This window comes from Amycolatopsis sp. NPDC004079 (assembly GCF_040610415.1).
Lineage (GTDB): Bacteria > Actinomycetota > Actinomycetes > Mycobacteriales > Pseudonocardiaceae > Amycolatopsis > Amycolatopsis halotolerans.
The window spans coordinates 409,514-424,872 of the sequence record NZ_JBEXMH010000001.1; the positions used below are offsets into that span (position 1 = coordinate 409,514).

The following is a 15,359-nucleotide window of genomic DNA, read 5'->3' on the forward strand; positions in this document are numbered from 1 at the left end:
CGGCTCGACCGAGACCTCAGCATCCAGCGGGCGCACCGCCGGAGGCAGAACTCCAGAGTCGCAGCGCCCGCGACGCACCGTCAAAGGTCGTTACCCGAAGAAACTGGCACGCCTGCCCGATCGACTCTCGGCGGAAAACGGTCGCAGCGCGAATTAGCCCAGCCGTACGAATGCGTCCTGCGCCGCCCGGACGTCACTCCAGGGCGGCGAGAACCAATGCGGCCATCGCAGTGGGGTCGCCGTTTTCCGGACGCAGCACCAGATCCGGGGACGCGGGCCGTTCGTACGGCGCGTCCACTCCGGTGAATCCGGTGATTTCCCCCGACCGCGCCTTGGCGTACATGCCCTTCGGATCGCGGTCCTCGCACACTTCGAGCGGCGTGTCGACGAAGACTTCCAAAAACGGCAAACCCGCAGTTTCGTGCACGGCCCGCGCGAGCTCGCGGTCAGCCTGATACGGGCTGATCAGCGACACGACGGCCACTACCCCGGCGTCGGCGAACAACTTGGCGACCTCCGCGACGCGGCGGATGTTTTCCGCCCGCTGCGCCGGGGCGAACCCGAGGTCGCCGTTGAGGCCGTGCCGGAGGTTGTCCCCGTCCAGCAGGTAGGCGGGGCGGCCCGAGGCGACCAGCCTGCGCTCCAGCTCGACGGCCACGCTCGACTTGCCCGAGGCGGACAGCCCGGTGAGCCAGACGGTGCGGCCGCGGGTCGCGCGTTCGTCCCGCGACACCGCCGCCGGATGCCAGACCACGTTCGGCGCGGTTGCGCTCGGGCCGGTGATCATGCCCGCCCCGACGGTGTCCCCGGAGTGTTCGTCGACCAGCAGGAATCCACCGGTCGGCTTATTGCGGAGGTAGGGGTCGAACAGCAACGGCTGTCGCGTGCGCAGCCGGATCCGGCCGATCTCGTTGAGCGACAACGACTCAGCGGCCTCGTCGCGGTGCAGCGTGGTGACGTCCAGCCGGTAGTCGAGCGCGCGGACCTCGGCCTTGGTCTCGCGGGTCGTGTGCCGGACGAGGTAGTTCGCGCCCGGAGCGAGCGCGGCCTGTTCGGAGAACCAGCAGACCATGGCGTCGACGTCCTGGCCGACGTGCGGACGGTTGCCCGGACGGCAGATCAGGTCGCCGCGGCTGAGGTCCAGTTCGTCGGCAAGTTCGATGGTGACGGCCAGCGAGGCGAACGCCTCCGGCACCTCGACCCCGCCGGGGCCCCAGATCGCGCGGACGGTGGTGGTGAACCCGGACGGCAGCACCGTCACCTCGTCGCCGGGTTTGAACACGCCGCCGGCCACCGTTCCGGCGTAACCGCGGAAGTCCCGGCTGTGTTCGCGAATCACGTATTGCACTGGGAAACGCGCGTCGACGAGGTTGCGATCCGAAGCGACGTGCACCTGCTCCAGGTGATGCAACAGCGAAGTGCCCTCATACCACGGCATACTCGCGCCCCGGTGCACCACATTGTCGCCGTGCAGCGCGGACATCGGCACGAAAGTCAGATCCGGCGTCTGCAATTTCATCGCGAACCGGCGGAAGTCCTCGCGGATTTCCTCGAACCGCTCCTGCGACCAGTCGACAAGGTCCATTTTGTTCACGCACACCACCAGGTGCCGGATCCCCAGCAGGCTGGCGAGGAACGCGTGCCGGCGCGACTGTTCGAGCACGCCCTTGCGCGCGTCGACCAGGATCAGCGCGACGTCCGAAGTGGACGCCCCGGTGACCATGTTCCGGGTGTACTGCACGTGCCCCGGGGTGTCGGCGATGATGAACTTCCGCTTGGGCGTGGCGAAATACCGGTGCGCGACGTCGATGGTGATGCCCTGCTCGCGTTCGGCGCGCAGGCCGTCGGTCAGCAGGGCGAGGTCCGGATACGCGTCGCCGCGGTCCCGGCTGGTGCGCTCGATCGCTTCGAGCTGGTCGGTGAACACCGTCTTCGAATCGAACAGCAAGCGGCCGATCAGGGTCGATTTGCCGTCGTCCACGCTGCCCGCCGTGGCGAGCCGCACCGTCGTGACCCGATCCCCGGCGCCCATCAGAAGTAGCCTTCCTTCTTGCGGTCTTCCATCCCGGCCTCGGAAATCCGGTCGTCGGCCCGGGTCGCGCCGCGTTCAGTGACCCGCGTCGCGGCGACCTCGGCCACCACTTCCGCCGGTGACGAAGCGGTCGATTCGACGCAGCCGGTGCAGGTCGCGTCCCCGATAGTGCGGAAGCGAACCGTTGCCGGGTAAGGAACTTCGCCCTCGCCCACGGTGAGGAACCGGGTCTCCGCGAGCAGCATGCCGTCCCGCTGCACCACCGGTCGCTGGTGCGCGTAGTACAGCGACGGCAGGGTCACGTTCTCCGCCTCGACGTACTGCCAGATGTCCAGCTCAGTCCAGTTCGACAGCGGGAAGACCCGGATGTGTTCGCCCTTGCGATGGCGGCCGTTGTAAAGATTCCACAGTTCCGGCCGCTGCCGCCGCGGATCCCATTGCCCGAACTCGTCGCGGAAGCTGAACACCCGTTCCTTGGCCCGGGCCTTCTCCTCGTCGCGCCGCGCACCGCCGAACACCGCGTCGAAGCCGTTCTCGCGGATGCCTCGCAGCAAAGTCGCCGTCTGGAGCCGATTCCGGCCCGCCTTCGGATCTTCGACGGTCCGGCCCGCATCGATGTCGTCCTGAACGCTCGCGACCACCAGCCGCAACCCGTAGCGCTCGACGGTTTCGTCGCGGAACCGGATGACCTCGTCGAAGTTGTGCCCGGTGTCGACGTGCATGACCGGGAACGGCAGCGGCGCGGGCCAGAACGCCTTCGCCGCGACGTGCAGCATCACCATCGAGTCTTTCCCGCCGGAGAACAGCAGCACCGGCCGCTCGAAGGTCGCCGCGACCTCGCGGAAGACATGCACGGCTTCGGCTTCGAGCGCACCGAGGTGGCTCAGCTCGTAGGCCGGGGGTGCCTGGGTCGCCATCGGATCCGCCCTTCCGGGGTTCGAGGACAGAAAAGTAGAACAGGTTCTTGCACTCGGTCAAGCGGCGGAGGACGCTGAGCGCATGGACCTGGCCGCGCTCGAAGAAATCCGCCGCGTGAAATTCCGCTACCTCCGGTGCCTCGACCTGAAGCGCTGGGACGAGATGGCGGAGACGCTGACCGCCGACGCCCGCGTGCACTACGGCACGCCCTCCTACGGCGAACCGCTGAACTTCGACAACCGCGACGCGCTCATGGAGTTCCTGCGCACCACCGTCGGCCCCGGCATCACGACGATGCACTTCGCCGGCCACCCGGAAATCGAGATCGACGGCGACACCGCGACCGGGCGGTGGATGTTCCAGGACAAGGTGATCGTCGCCGAGCACCGCGTCGTGATCGAGGGCGCCGCGTACTACGAGGACACTTACCGGCGCGAGGACGGCGCCTGGCGGATCAGCAGCACGGGGTACGAGCGGCTGTACGAAACGCTGGTGACGATGAAGGACCAGCCGGGGTGGAAGCTGACGGCGAACATGTGGGGCCAGCCCGCTTGATTGCGGCGGTCCGTGAAGGGCTCCTTGCGGGAATCTGATTCCCCATGCCAGGGACTTAATCCGCGCAACCTCGCTCCGCTGACCGTCCGCAAAGGAAGCCAACGGCACCGAAACGCCCGACTTGTTGCCATGCAGCCAAGGCTTGAGGTCCGTGAGGGGCTCCTTGCGGGAATCTGAGTCCCTCAAGGAGCCCCTCACGGACCTCTGCGGCAATGCCAGGGCCTTAAACTGCGCAGCCTACGCTCGCCGACCGTCCACAAAGGACGTCAAGGTTGCCGGAATGCCCGATTTACGACCATGCGACCGTTTACTGGAGTCCGTGAGGGGAACCCTGAGGGACTCTGAGTCCCTGAGGGTTCCCCTCACGGACGTCACACCGAGCGAGGACGAACCCCGCCCGCCTCCGCCGTCACCGCATCCGCCACCGCGGCCAGCGCCGCCCCGCGCCGGGCGATTTCCGCACCGGTGATCGGTTCGCCCACGGAGAGCGTCAGCACCAGCTCCTGCCTCCCCGACGCGTCGAAAGTCGGGGCCGCGAGCAGGCTCACCGCGTGTTTCTTCCGCGGTTCGAGGTCCGCGCCGAGGTACACCCGCTCCCCCAGGCTCGACACCAGCTCGCCGACCAAGCCGCGCACCTCGGGCGGCAGATCACCAGCGGCGACGCCCGCCATCAGCGTGTAGAGCCGACGGCCCGCCGACGTCAGGCTTTCCACGAGATACCCGTGTTCCCGGCACTCGGCGACCACGCGCCGCAGGTACGCCTCGTCCAGCCGCACGGGCACCGCGGGCGGCATCGCGAGCCAGGCGTCGAAGGCGGATTCGGCGTCCCACAGCACGTACATCAGCCCGACCGGCGGCGCGAACGGATACGTCTCGCCGAGTCGCACCTTGCCCGGCCCGGCGCTCTGCAGCATCAGGATGCGGCCGTCGACCACAGCCGACGCGGTGCAGGTCGACTGGTAGCGGGCGCTGAGTTCTTCCAGGTGCGTGCGGGCGATTTCGCTGGCACCGAAACCCTCGGCGGCCGCGCGCCCGGCCGCGATCATCGCCGGTCCCAGGCGGTAGGTCGTCGACCGGGGATCGCGGACCACGTAGCCGCTCGCGGTCAGCTCGGTCAGGATGCCGAGGCAGGTCGGCTTGCTCAGGTCCAGTTCGCGGGCCAGCGCGGACAACCCGAAACGCTGTCCCGGCCGGGCCGCGAAATAGTCCAGCAGCCGCACGACCCGTTCGGTCGGCGGCGAGCGCCGGGTAACCGCCATTGACCCATCCTTAGAACGCGTTCTAGTCTCAACCGACACCGAACGTACCACCCCGGTACAGATTTGGACCAGCGTGAGGAGTCTCCGGTGCTGACCGAACCGCTCGCCGGCGCGATCGCCGAAGCCGAAAAGATCATCGCCGAGGCGCCGCACGTCCGGACCGAACAGGACCTGATCGAGGGCTACGACTACCTCGCGGGCAGCATCCGGGCCTCGGTCCAGACTGCGTGGGCCTACGACCGCGACTTCCCGTACTTCACCCTGTCCACCGGCCCGTACACGAAAATGGGCCTCGACAACCCGGACACCCTGTACTTCAACGCGAACATCCGCGAGGACCGCGAGTACGTCGTCACCGGCACCCGCGGCACCACCGCCGACCTGAGCTTCCAGGTCCTCAACGGCGACTACACGCCGGTCGAGGTGCCCGACAGCATGACCGCGTTCGACGACCGCGACATCCCCGTCGCCGCCGACGGCACCTTCGAGATCCGCTTCGGCCCGGCGAAACCCGATCCCGAGCCCGGTTATTTCGTGCTGGGTCCGGGCTCGTCGATGCTCGTCGTCCGCGAGGTCTACAGCGACTGGGCGACCGAACAGCGCGGCAGCATCCAGCTCCGCTGCGCCGGCACCACCGGCCAGGCGCCGCCCGCGTTGTCCCGCACCGCGATGGAGAAACGCTACGGCGTCACCGGAAAGATCCTGCTCAGCCGGATCCGGACGTTCCTCGCCTTCCCCAAGTGGTTCTACCTGAATCTGCCGGTGAACACGATGACCGAACCGCGCAGCACGCCCGGCGGCCTGCCCACCCAGTACTCCTCGGCCGGGCACTACGAACTCGCCGACGACGAGGTCATGATCGTCACCGTGCCCCGTTCGGACGCGCCGTACCAGGGCATCCAGCTCGGCAGCCCGTGGTACGTCTCCCTCGACTACCTCAACCACCAGACCAGCCTCACCGCCGACCAGGCCCGGACCGACCCGGACGGCAAGATGCGGTTCGTGATCAGCGAACGCGACCCCGGCGTCGCGAACTGGCTCGAACGCACCGGGCACGACCGCGGGTACGTCCAGATCCGCTGGCAGCGGCTTTCCCGGGAACTGACCACTGAGGACGGTCCGGAGGTCGAAGTCGTGAAGTTCGGCGAACTCGCCGACCGGCTGCCGTTTCACAAGGAGGCCAGCGTGACCCCCGAGGAATGGGCAGAGCGGATCGCCGCGCGACAGGCCGCGGTCGCGGCCAGGATGCTGGGCTGAGTCCATGGATCTCCTTGCTGGCAAAGTCGTTCTCGTCTCCGGCATCGGCCCGGGGCTGGGTCGCTCGATCGCGTTGCGGTCCGCCGCGGCCGGCGCCGACGTCGTCCTCGCGGCCCGCACCGAATCCCGGCTCGCCGAAGTCGCCGCCGAGGTCGAGGCGCTTGGCCGCCGGGCCGTCGCAGTGCCCACCGACATCACCGACGACGCCTCGGCAGCGAAGCTCGTCGAGACCGCGCTGAGCGAGTTCGGGCGAGTGGACACGTTGGTGAACAACGCTTTCGCCATTCCGCCGATCACCGATCTCGCCGAAGTCGATCTCGACGCGGTCCGCGCCGGGTTCGAAACCAACGTGCTCGCCGCGCTCCGGCTGACCCGGCTCTGCACCGCCGCACTCGCCGAAAGCGCCGGTTCGGTCGTGATGATCAACTCGGCCGTGCTGCGGCATTCGCGGCGCACTTTCGGCGCGTACAAAATGGCCAAGGCGAGTTTGCTCGCGCTCGCGCAAAGCCTGGCGTCGGAACTCGGCCCGCGCGGAATCCGGGTCAATTCCGTTGCCCCGGGCTACATCTGGGCAGACTCGCTCAAGTGGTACTTCGCTTACCTGGCCAAGGAACGCGGCGTGCCCGCGGAGCAGGTGTACGAGGAAACGGCGGAGACCATCGACCTGCGCCGGCTTCCGGAACCGGACGAGATCGCCGACACGGTCGTGTTCCTCGCGTCCGCGCTGGCCCGCTGCGTCACCGGGCAGTGCCTCGACGTGAACGCGGGCGAATACCATCACTGAGGGGAAGAGCATGCGTCCAGGACGGGACAGCGTCGGCACGGTCGAAGACCTCCACGCGTCCGCCACGAAACTCACCGGCCTCGACCATTTCGGCGGCGACGAGCACCTCGAAGGCCTGCGCGTGCTGCTTGATTCTTATGCCACCGAAGCCGATTTAACGCCGTACGGCAACAAAGTCCATCGCGCCTTCCTGCGCGGCGCGTTGGTCGCTCGGTTGCTGAGCGAGGCTTCGTGGAAACAGCATCCGCAGTACGCCGACGTGCCCATCGAGCGGCCCATCTTCGTCACCGGCCTGCCGCGCACCGGGACGACCGCGCTGCACCGGCTGCTGACCGAAGACCCGGCGCACCAGGGTCTCGAAGTGTGGCTGACCGAAATGCCGCAGCCGCGCCCGCCGCGCGAAACCTGGGCGGAAAACCCGGTGTTCCAGGCGATTCAGGCCGGATACGAGCAGCACCACGTCGAACACCCCGAATTCATGGGCCTGCACCACATGTCGGCGGACCAGGTCGAGGAATGCTGGCAGCTGCTGCGGCAGTCGCTGAAATCCGTGTCGTACGAATGCCTCGCGCACGTGCCCGGCTACTCGCGCTGGCTCGACGGCCAGGACTGGACCGACGCCTACCGCAGGCACCGGCGCAACCTGCAGCTCATCGGCCTGCCCGACGCCGGCCGCCGCTGGGTGCTCAAGAACCCGAGCCATCTGTTCGCGCTCGACGCGCTGATGGAGGTCTACCCGGACGCGCTGGTCGTGCAGACCCATCGCGCGCCCAGCACGATCATCGCGTCGGTGTGCAGCCTCACCGAGCAGGCTTCCGAAGGCTGGTCGGACACTTTCCGCGGCGAGGTCGTCGGACGGAGCCAGCTCGACCTGTGGGCCCGCGGCGCGGAACAGTTCGCCGCGGCCCGGGAGCGGCACAACCCCGCGCAGTTCTGCGACGTCCGGTACGAGGACTTCGTCGCCGACCCGATCAGCACTGTCGAGGGCGTCTACCAGCACTTCGGCCTCGACCTCGCCCCGCGGGCGCGCGACGCGATGACGACGCTGCACGAGCGGAGCCGCACCGGGGACGCGAAACCGAGGCACCGCTACGACCTCGCCGACTTCGGCCTGACCGCCGGGGAGGTCGACGAGCGGTTCGCCGGATACCGTTCCGCGCACCGAAGTTGAAGCCGTTTCGAGACCGGGATCTTCGGCGAACCGGCCACGCCGCACGGGGCCGCCCCCTAGGATCTGCCCGACGTTCCTTGAGCGGAGAGCAGGTATGACGACCTTCACCAACGCGATCATCCAGGTCCTCCCGCAGGCATTGCTGCTGATCGTGGGGCTGTTCGGCCTGATCCTCTCGATCGGCAAGCGCTCGCGCGGCGGCTCCGGGCTGATGGTGGCCGCCTTCGCGGTCATGCTCGTCACCACGGCGCTGAACATCGCCTGGCAGCTCATCCTGGCGAACATCACGTCCTGGATGATGTCGGACCACCTGAGCACCGCCGAGCTGTCGACGATCTTCACGTCCGCGAGCATCACGCTCAACGGTCTCGAAATACTGTCGTGGCTGCTGGTCGTGCTGGCGGTCGCGAAGGGCGGCCGCGCCGCGCAGCCCGGTTTCGCGCCGGGCGGGTACCCGACGGGCGGGCAGCCCGGGTTCGCCCCGCAGGCCGGTTACGGCCAGCCCGGGTATCCGCAGACCGGCTACGCGCAGCCTGGTTATCCGCAATCCGGCCAGCCCGGTCAGCCGCAACCGGGTCAGCCCGGTCAGCCCCAGCCCGGTTACCCCGCGCCGGATCCCGGCCAGCAGTCCGGCTACTTCCAGCAGCAGCCCGGCTACCCCCAGCCGGAGCAGCCTGGGCACTCCCAGCCCGAGCCGCCGCAGCCCAACCCGGGCGAAGGCCCGCAGCAGCCGCCGAACTGACTCCGGTCAGACCACCGCTTCAGCCTCGGCCCGGGCAAGAATCTCGTCGACAGTCTCCTCGACCGTCAGCTCCGAGGTATCCAGCCACAGCCCGATCTTCGGAGTCTCCTCGCGGAGGTACGCGTCCAGCCCGGCGATGCCCGTGTCGCCCGGCTGGTACGCGATCTTCCCCCGCACCGCCTGCCGAGCCGCGTCGCGCTGCGCCACCACCTCGGCGCTCGGCGCGAGAACCACGACGTAACACGGCCGCGTGCGCAGCGCGTCGACCATCTCGGTCAGGTGTTCGCCAAGCACGATGTCCTGCAGCACCACGGTGAACCCGGCGTCGGCGTACCCGTCCGCGACCTGGGCCGCGAGCGCGTACCGCAGCCGAAGCTGACGGATCGCCTCGGCGGGCGGGTCGGCCGGACCCATCTCGACCCGTCCGTTGACCACCATCCGCCGGAACGCGTCCCCGCGCACGTGCACGGATTTCGGCAACCGTTTCGCGAGGGCCTGCGCCACCGTCGACTTGCCCGCCGCTTGGATTCCGGTCACCACGAAGATCGTCACGCCCCGGACCCTGCCTTCTTCATCGGCGGTCCGCCAACGATTTTCAGCCTCGCCGCCTGCGTCGCCGGGTGGCAACCAGCAGCGCGAAGCCGGTGAGCAAGCTGAACAGCGAACTGAAGAGGAGGTCCCGGAGGGGTGTGCCGGTCGAGGCCAGCGGCGGTGTGCTCGGCGGTACCACCGGGTTCGGGGGTTTCACCGGAGTCGGCGGTGTCACCGGAGTGTCGGTGGAACAGCCTGGCTCAGCTCCGGTGACACAACTGGTTCCCGGATTCGACGAGACCACGACGTTGCGCAGATGGCTCCCAGCAGCCGCTCCGGGTTTGACGGTGATCGAGTAGGTGACCGTGATGGTCTGGCCAACCGCCAGCGCCCCGTGCCAGGTCAGCCGCGAGCCGCTCTCGTCGACGGTTCCGCTCGTGGCCTTGGCGTCCTGGTTGTAGGTGGCGTCGTCCAGAACGTCGGAGAGGTCGTCGACGAACGCCGCGTCCGGATAGGCGGCCGTGCCGGTGTTGGCGATTTCGACGGTGTAGGTGACCTTCTCCCCCGGTTTCGCCGTCGCCACGCCCGCGCGCTTGGTGATGGTCATGGCGCGCACCGGGGTTTCCGTGCCGCAAGCCGGGTCCCGGGTCAGGCAGTTCGTGTCGTCCGGACTCGTGACCGCGTTGCGCAGGACCTTGTCACCACGCGGCGGATCCCCGACCGTCACCGAATACGTAATCGTGACCTGCGCACCCGCCTCGACGGGTCCAGTCCACTGTAGACGCGGGGCTTGGTAGCGGACGTCGCCAGCGGTCGCCTTGGCATCTCCGTTGTAGGCGGCGTCGTCCAGGACGCCGGAGAGGTCGTCGGTGAACTGTGCGTCCGGCTGCGGCGCCTCGCCGATGTTGCGGACGGTCACGGTGTAGGCGACCTTCCCGCCCGGTTCGGCGATCGCCGGGGCGGCGGTTTTGGTGATCCGCAGGTGCGGCTTCGGCAGCACGACCCGACAGTCCGGATCGGTCGACCCCTCCGGACAGTTCGACCCGCTTCCGGTGACGGTGTTGACGAGCCGGTGGTCGCCTGCGTTGGTGACCGTGACGGAATACGTGACGGTCGCGGTGGCCCCCTTGGCCAGGTCCCCGGTCCACGTCAGGTTCGGCGGCGTGACGGCTACGGTGCCGGTGTCCGTTTTGGCGTCACCGTTGTAGGTCGCGTCGTCGAGCACGCCAGCGAGGTTGTCCGTGAAAGACGCGGCCCGGTAGTCAGCCTCGCCAACGTTCTCGACGGTGATCGTGTAGCTGACCCGATCGCCGGTCTTGATCTCCGCCGGGGTCGCGGTCTTCGTGATCTTCAGCGCTGGCAACGGCGTGACCGTCCCGCAATCCGGATCATGACCACCCGGCAGACAATCACCGCCCGTCACCGCGTTGACCAGCTTCTTGTCGCCGGTTGGCGGATTATGCACGGTGACGGTGTACGTGATCGTCACCGACGCACCCGCCCCGACGTCGCCGCTCCACGTCAGTTTCGGTGCAGCATAAGCAGTCGCGCCACTCGTCGCACGAGCATCGTTGTTGTAACTCGCGTCATCGAGAACGCCGGTGAGGTCGTCCGTGATGGATGCGCCACGGTAAGCGGCCTTGCCGTCGTTGGCCACCAAGACGGTATAGGTGACAGTGTCGCCGGGCCGCGGATTCGACGGGCTCGCGGTCTTCTTGACCTTCAACGCAGGCAACGGCGTGACCGTCCCGCAATCCGGATCATCACCACCCGGCAGACAATCACCGCCCGTCACCGCATTGACCAACTCCTTGTCGCCGGTCGGCGGATTGTGCACCGTGACCGTGTACGTGATCGTCACCGACGCACCCGCCCCGACGTCCCCATTCCACGTCAGTTTCGGTGCGGCATAAGCAGTCGCGCCACCCGTCGCACGAGCATCGTTGTTGTAACTCGCATCATCAAGAACACCAGTCAAGTCATCAGTGACGGATGCGCCACGGTAAGCGGCCTTCCCGTCGTTGGCCACCAAGACGGTATAGGTGACAGTGTCGCCGGGCCGCGGATTCGACGGGCTCGCGGTCTTCTTGACGTGCAGCCGAGCGACCGGCGTAACCGCATTGCAGTCCGGGTCCTTGGTGCCGGGCGGGCAGCTGGAGTCGGGCGGGCCGGTGATCGCGTTGCGGAGTTCGCTGTCCCCGGCGCGCGCCGGGCTGACGGTGACCGAGTAGGTGATCGTCGCGGTCCCGCCCGCGGGCAGGTCGGCGGTCCACGTCAAGGTGGGTTCGGCGTAGGTGACGGTGCCAGTGGTGGCCCGGGCGTCCTGGTTGTAGGTCGCGTCGTCCAGGACTCGGCTCAGGTCGTCGGTGAAACGCGCGTCTCGATAGGTTGCGGTGCCTGGGTTCCGCGCGGTCACCGTATACGTGACCTTGTCGCCGGGCTGCGCCGTCGCGGGCGAAGCGGTCTTCGACAATTCCAGGGCGCCGATCCCGGTGTCAGTACCGCAGTCCGGATCAGTATTGCCGGGCGGGCACGTCGAACCGTCCGGTCCGGTGACGAGGTTGCGCAGCCGCTTGTCGCCGCCGGGCGGAGTGCCGACGGTGACGGAGTAGCGCACGGTCACGGTGGCACCAGCCGGGACGTCGCCCGTCCAGTGCAGCCGCGGGGCGGCGAAGGAGGCGGTGCCCGACGTGGCTGTCGCGTCGTTGTTCCACGTCGCGTCATCGAGGACACCGAACAGGTCGTCGGTGAACGACGCTCCGGGATACGCGGCCTCGCCGACGTTCCGCACGGTCACGGTGTAGCTGACGCGCTCGCCGGGCTTGGCATCGGTCTTGTCCGCGGTCTTCTTGATTTCGAGCGCGCCGATGGGAGTGTCGGTGGCGCAATCCGTGCTGTTCGGCGGGCAGTTCGATCCCTCTGGGCCGGTCACGGTGTTGCGCAGTTTGTGGTCCCCGCGCGGCGGCGAGTGCACGGTGACGGTGTAGCGGATCGTGACGGTCTGGGCGGCAGGGATGTCGCCGGTCCACGTGAGTTTCGCCGTGTTCGGGTCGTATCCCGGCTGGCTCGGCGTGGGAGTGCCGCCGATGGTGGCGGCGGCATTGTTGTTGTAGGCAGCGTCGTCGATCACGCCGGTGAGATCGTCGGAAAGGTGGACTGCGGTCGCCGTCGCGCTGCCGATGTTCTCGGCGGTGATCGTGTACGTGACGGTGTCGCCTGGCTTCGCGGTGGCGGGCGAGGACGATTTCCGGATCACCAAGCCAGAAATCGGTTCGTCCGTGGTGCATGAGGGGTCCGTGCCGCAGTTCGAACCGTCCGGGCCCACCACTCGGTTGGTCAGGCGACGGTTTCCGCGCGGCGGGTCGGCGACGGTCACCGTGTAAGTGATGGTGACCGTGGCACCCGCCGCGACATCGCCGGTCCAGCGCAGCGATCGTCCTGGGTCATAGGTAATCGTGCCGGAACCGGTTGCGCGCGCGTCGTTGTTGTAGGTGGCGTCGTCGAGGACGTCGGTCAGATCGTCGGTGACGTGCGCTCCAGCCCAATCAGCCTGACCGTCGTTGGTCACGGTGACCGTGTACGAGACGACGCTCCCCGGGCTCGGGTTGGCGGGCGACGCATGTTTCGCGATCTTCAACGTGGCGATCGGCACGACCGTCGAACACGCGGGGTCCTTCGACGGCTCAGCGCAATTGCTTTCCGGGACTGTCACGACGTTGGTCAGCTTTTTGTCCCCGCCGGGCGGCTTTCCCACGGTCACCGAATAGGCCATGGTGACGGTGTCGCCAGGCGCGATCGCACCCGTCCAGGTCAGCTTCCGGCCGTCGTAGCCCGGCTGGGTCGGCGTCGGTGCCCCGCCGTTCGTGGTGGACGCGTCGTTGTTGTACGCGGCGTCGTCGAGGACCGCGCTCAGGTCGTCGGTCAGGCTGGCCGCCGGGGTGGGAGCGTCGCCCTCGTTGGTGATCGTCACCGTGTACCGCACGGTGTCACCCGGCTTAGCGGTCTGCTCGCTGGCGGTCTTGCGCACGACGAGGCGGGAAGTCAGGTTCGGCGCGATCGAGCAACTGGCCAGGTCCGTGATCGGCCAGGTGCCGCCGGATTCGGACTTGATCCGGCCGACCTGGTTGTCCTGGGCGTTCCCGCCGGGCACCAGCGTCGACGCGCCGGTCTTCGGGTCCACTTTGTACAGTGCGCCGCCGTAGTAGCCGAGGTAGATCGAACCGTGGAAGTAGGCCATTCCGTAGTTGTTGAAGCCGTTGCTCGACCCCGGCCCGACGACGTGCACCGCCCGCGTCGTGGTCCCGGTCGCCGGATCGAGCCGGTACACGTAGGTCGAGCCGCCGTAGGAAATGCCGTAGTACGCGCCGCCGTCGGCGTCCACGAACAGGTCGGGCACCAGCGAGCCGCCGAGGAAAACGGGATCGTTCGACGGGACCGGCGTGAGGTTCGAGCCCCTGGTCCAGACCGTCGTCGCGCCGGTCGCCAGGTTCATCCCGAACAGCTTCGGCGCGCCGCCGTTCTGCGCGCCGAAGAGCATCCCGGTGTTCGGGTCCGCGGCGGTCCCGCCCCAGTTCACCCCGGCGGGCAGGTCGCGGGTCTGGCCGGCCGCGATCTCGTCGGTGGCCCGGTCCGTCCCGGAAACGTGTTTGTACAGCTTCCGGTTCGCACTCGTGTAACTGGAATAGAACGCGGCGGGACGGCCGGTGTCGGGATCCTTGCCGAGCGCCATATCGGTCGACCAGTAATCCGGCAGGCCGGTGCCCGCCCGTTTGCTGATCACGGTGTTCTGGATCTCGGCGTCCCCGGCGGCGTCCGTGCGGAACTGCATGCCCGAGCGGAAATTGCTGTAATAAAGATGGTCGCAGTCGAATGCGGACGGACTCTGTTCGCCTTCCACCGGCCACGTCTCCGCCGACGCGGGAGCAGCGCCGCCGACCACGACACCCGATACGGCGACCGCCGTCACGAGAACCTGCACGGCCAACCGCCGGACCGCTTTCCCGTTCCCACCCGCCCAGCGCACCATGATCGCATCGAATCAACGCGCACCCCAACCGACAACTCGAAAGCGCGCCGGGGCGCACAAGTCACCCACTTGAGTTCACCTTAGGCACCGGAATTGCCCGCCCGCGAAAAACATTCACGCGGGCATTTCCCTTACCGCGAGACGGTCGCCTGGATCAGCTCGTAGGCCAGATCCGTCTGGACGCCGTCGGGATTGGTGAGCCCCTTCTCGTCGTACCAGGAGGCGTCGGCTTCCGGATGCGGCCCGCTGACGCCGACCCGCCCCTTGCCGTACGGGGTGACGGCCACCGCGGGCGCCCCGTTGGTATAGGTCGCCAGCACAGTCGCGTGGGAACCCTCGTCCAGCCGGAAGACGGGCCCATCCTGGAAATACATGTGCCGCGGCTTCCCGCGCCAGCTGACCTCGATGACGGTGTCGCGCTCGTCCGGGACCGTCGAGCCGGGAGAACCCGCGTACCCGTGCGTGTCGCCGGGCAGGAGGCCGAACCCCGGATCGCGGCCCGCGAGATAGCCGCCGAAGCACAGGCCGAGGTAGCTGCCGCCGCCCCGGACCCAGTCGCGGACCGCGTCGGCGGAGTCGTCCAGGTCCCGCCAAGTCCGGTCGAGATCCTGACCGCCGCCCGGCTGGACGTACAACTGCGCCTCCGCCAGCACGGCCGCGGTCAGCGGCTTCCCGGTGCCCGGCCCGACGTACTCGACCCGGAAATGCTGCGGTGCCCGGCGCAGCAGATCGGCCACCGCGGGCCCGCAATCCGCGCACCCCTGCGGCCCGTTGTAAACCAGCGCGAGCGGCGCTTCCGCACTCCGCGCCGGAGGTTTTTCCGCCGCGGCCTCCGGCTGACCGCAACCCACCGCCAGCAACGCGGCGGCCGAGAGAAGACCGGCCAGCCACCGCCGCCGCCCCGGAATCGCGAGACGACGGTCGGGCCTGAGGTCCGTACCGGGCATGGTTTTCTCTCTCCTCTTGGCGGCCGTTGCCGCACGATAGCACTAACGATTAGCTTTTAGTAACGGTCACACTTTTGAGCCTGATAGGGTCAGCGCCGACCTTTCGCCCGTAACCGATCGTGCCGCAGGACCTGCTG

At 68.2% G+C, this 15,359-nt stretch carries 11 protein-coding genes; 5 read left to right on the plus strand and 6 right to left on the minus strand.

The genetic code is table 11. The annotated features are described in order from the left end of the window. Positions 1 to 193: 193 nt before the first annotated feature. Both cysC and cysD read right to left on the minus strand, forming a co-directional pair. Positions 194 to 2,032 carry an adenylyl-sulfate kinase gene (cysC, locus tag ABZX37_RS01785; RefSeq protein ID WP_354735061.1) on the minus strand — a complete coding sequence of 613 codons (1,839 nt, stop codon included), beginning with the start codon at positions 2,030 to 2,032 and terminating at the stop codon, positions 194 to 196. Further along, entirely contained in the window at positions 2,032 to 2,949 is a 918-nt protein-coding gene (gene cysD, locus ABZX37_RS01790) for a sulfate adenylyltransferase subunit CysD (protein WP_354735062.1), read from the minus strand. Before cysD ends, cysC begins: the two co-directional genes overlap by 1 nt. A gap of 82 nt (positions 2,950 to 3,031) precedes the next feature. Here cysD and ABZX37_RS01795 point away from each other — a divergent pair, with 82 nt between their 5' ends. Further along, positions 3,032 to 3,505, plus strand: a complete 474-nt coding sequence (locus tag ABZX37_RS01795) for a nuclear transport factor 2 family protein (RefSeq protein ID WP_116200007.1) — start codon at positions 3,032 to 3,034, stop codon at positions 3,503 to 3,505. A gap of 371 nt (positions 3,506 to 3,876) precedes the next feature. Here the strand turns inward: ABZX37_RS01795 and ABZX37_RS01800 are convergent, their stop codons facing one another. Beyond that, the gene (locus tag ABZX37_RS01800; RefSeq protein ID WP_354735063.1) at positions 3,877 to 4,764 is read right to left on the minus strand and encodes a helix-turn-helix domain-containing protein; all 888 of its coding nucleotides are present in this window, start codon (positions 4,762 to 4,764) and stop codon (positions 3,877 to 3,879) included. An 87-nt stretch (positions 4,765 to 4,851) separates the two neighbouring features. On the opposite strand from ABZX37_RS01800, the gene ABZX37_RS01805 reads away from it, so the two are divergent. The 4 genes from ABZX37_RS01805 (at position 4,852) to ABZX37_RS01820 (ending at position 8,718) form a co-directional block, all read left to right on the plus strand. Further along, positions 4,852 to 6,021: a hypothetical protein gene (locus tag ABZX37_RS01805; RefSeq protein ID WP_354735064.1), complete on the plus strand. Its 1,170-nt coding sequence runs from the start codon at positions 4,852 to 4,854 to the stop codon at positions 6,019 to 6,021. Positions 6,022 to 6,025: 4 nt separating this feature from the next. Further along, the gene (locus tag ABZX37_RS01810) at positions 6,026 to 6,805 is read left to right on the plus strand and encodes an SDR family oxidoreductase (RefSeq protein WP_354735065.1); all 780 of its coding nucleotides are present in this window, start codon (positions 6,026 to 6,028) and stop codon (positions 6,803 to 6,805) included. A gap of 10 nt (positions 6,806 to 6,815) precedes the next feature. Continuing rightward, positions 6,816 to 7,976: a sulfotransferase gene (locus tag ABZX37_RS01815; protein WP_354735066.1), complete on the plus strand. Its 1,161-nt coding sequence runs from the start codon at positions 6,816 to 6,818 to the stop codon at positions 7,974 to 7,976. A gap of 94 nt (positions 7,977 to 8,070) precedes the next feature. After that, positions 8,071 to 8,718 carry a hypothetical protein gene (locus tag ABZX37_RS01820; protein WP_354735067.1) on the plus strand — a complete coding sequence of 216 codons (648 nt, stop codon included), beginning with the start codon at positions 8,071 to 8,073 and terminating at the stop codon, positions 8,716 to 8,718. A 6-nt stretch (positions 8,719 to 8,724) separates the two neighbouring features. Here the strand turns inward: ABZX37_RS01820 and ABZX37_RS01825 are convergent, their stop codons facing one another. The 3 genes from ABZX37_RS01825 to ABZX37_RS01835 all read right to left on the minus strand — a co-directional run bounded on the left by ABZX37_RS01825 (position 8,725) and on the right by ABZX37_RS01835 (position 15,222). Further along, positions 8,725 to 9,270, minus strand: a complete 546-nt coding sequence (locus ABZX37_RS01825) for an AAA family ATPase (protein WP_354735068.1) — start codon at positions 9,268 to 9,270, stop codon at positions 8,725 to 8,727. A gap of 43 nt (positions 9,271 to 9,313) precedes the next feature. Next, a complete protein-coding gene (locus ABZX37_RS01830) occupies positions 9,314 to 14,275 on the minus strand; it encodes an isopeptide-forming domain-containing fimbrial protein (RefSeq protein WP_354735069.1) in 4,962 nt (1,653 codons plus the stop codon). A 131-nt stretch (positions 14,276 to 14,406) separates the two neighbouring features. Continuing rightward, positions 14,407 to 15,222, minus strand: coding sequence for a BPL-N domain-containing protein (locus tag ABZX37_RS01835; RefSeq protein ID WP_354735070.1), 816 nt, complete (start codon positions 15,220 to 15,222; stop codon positions 14,407 to 14,409). Positions 15,223 to 15,359: the final 137 nt, after the last annotated feature.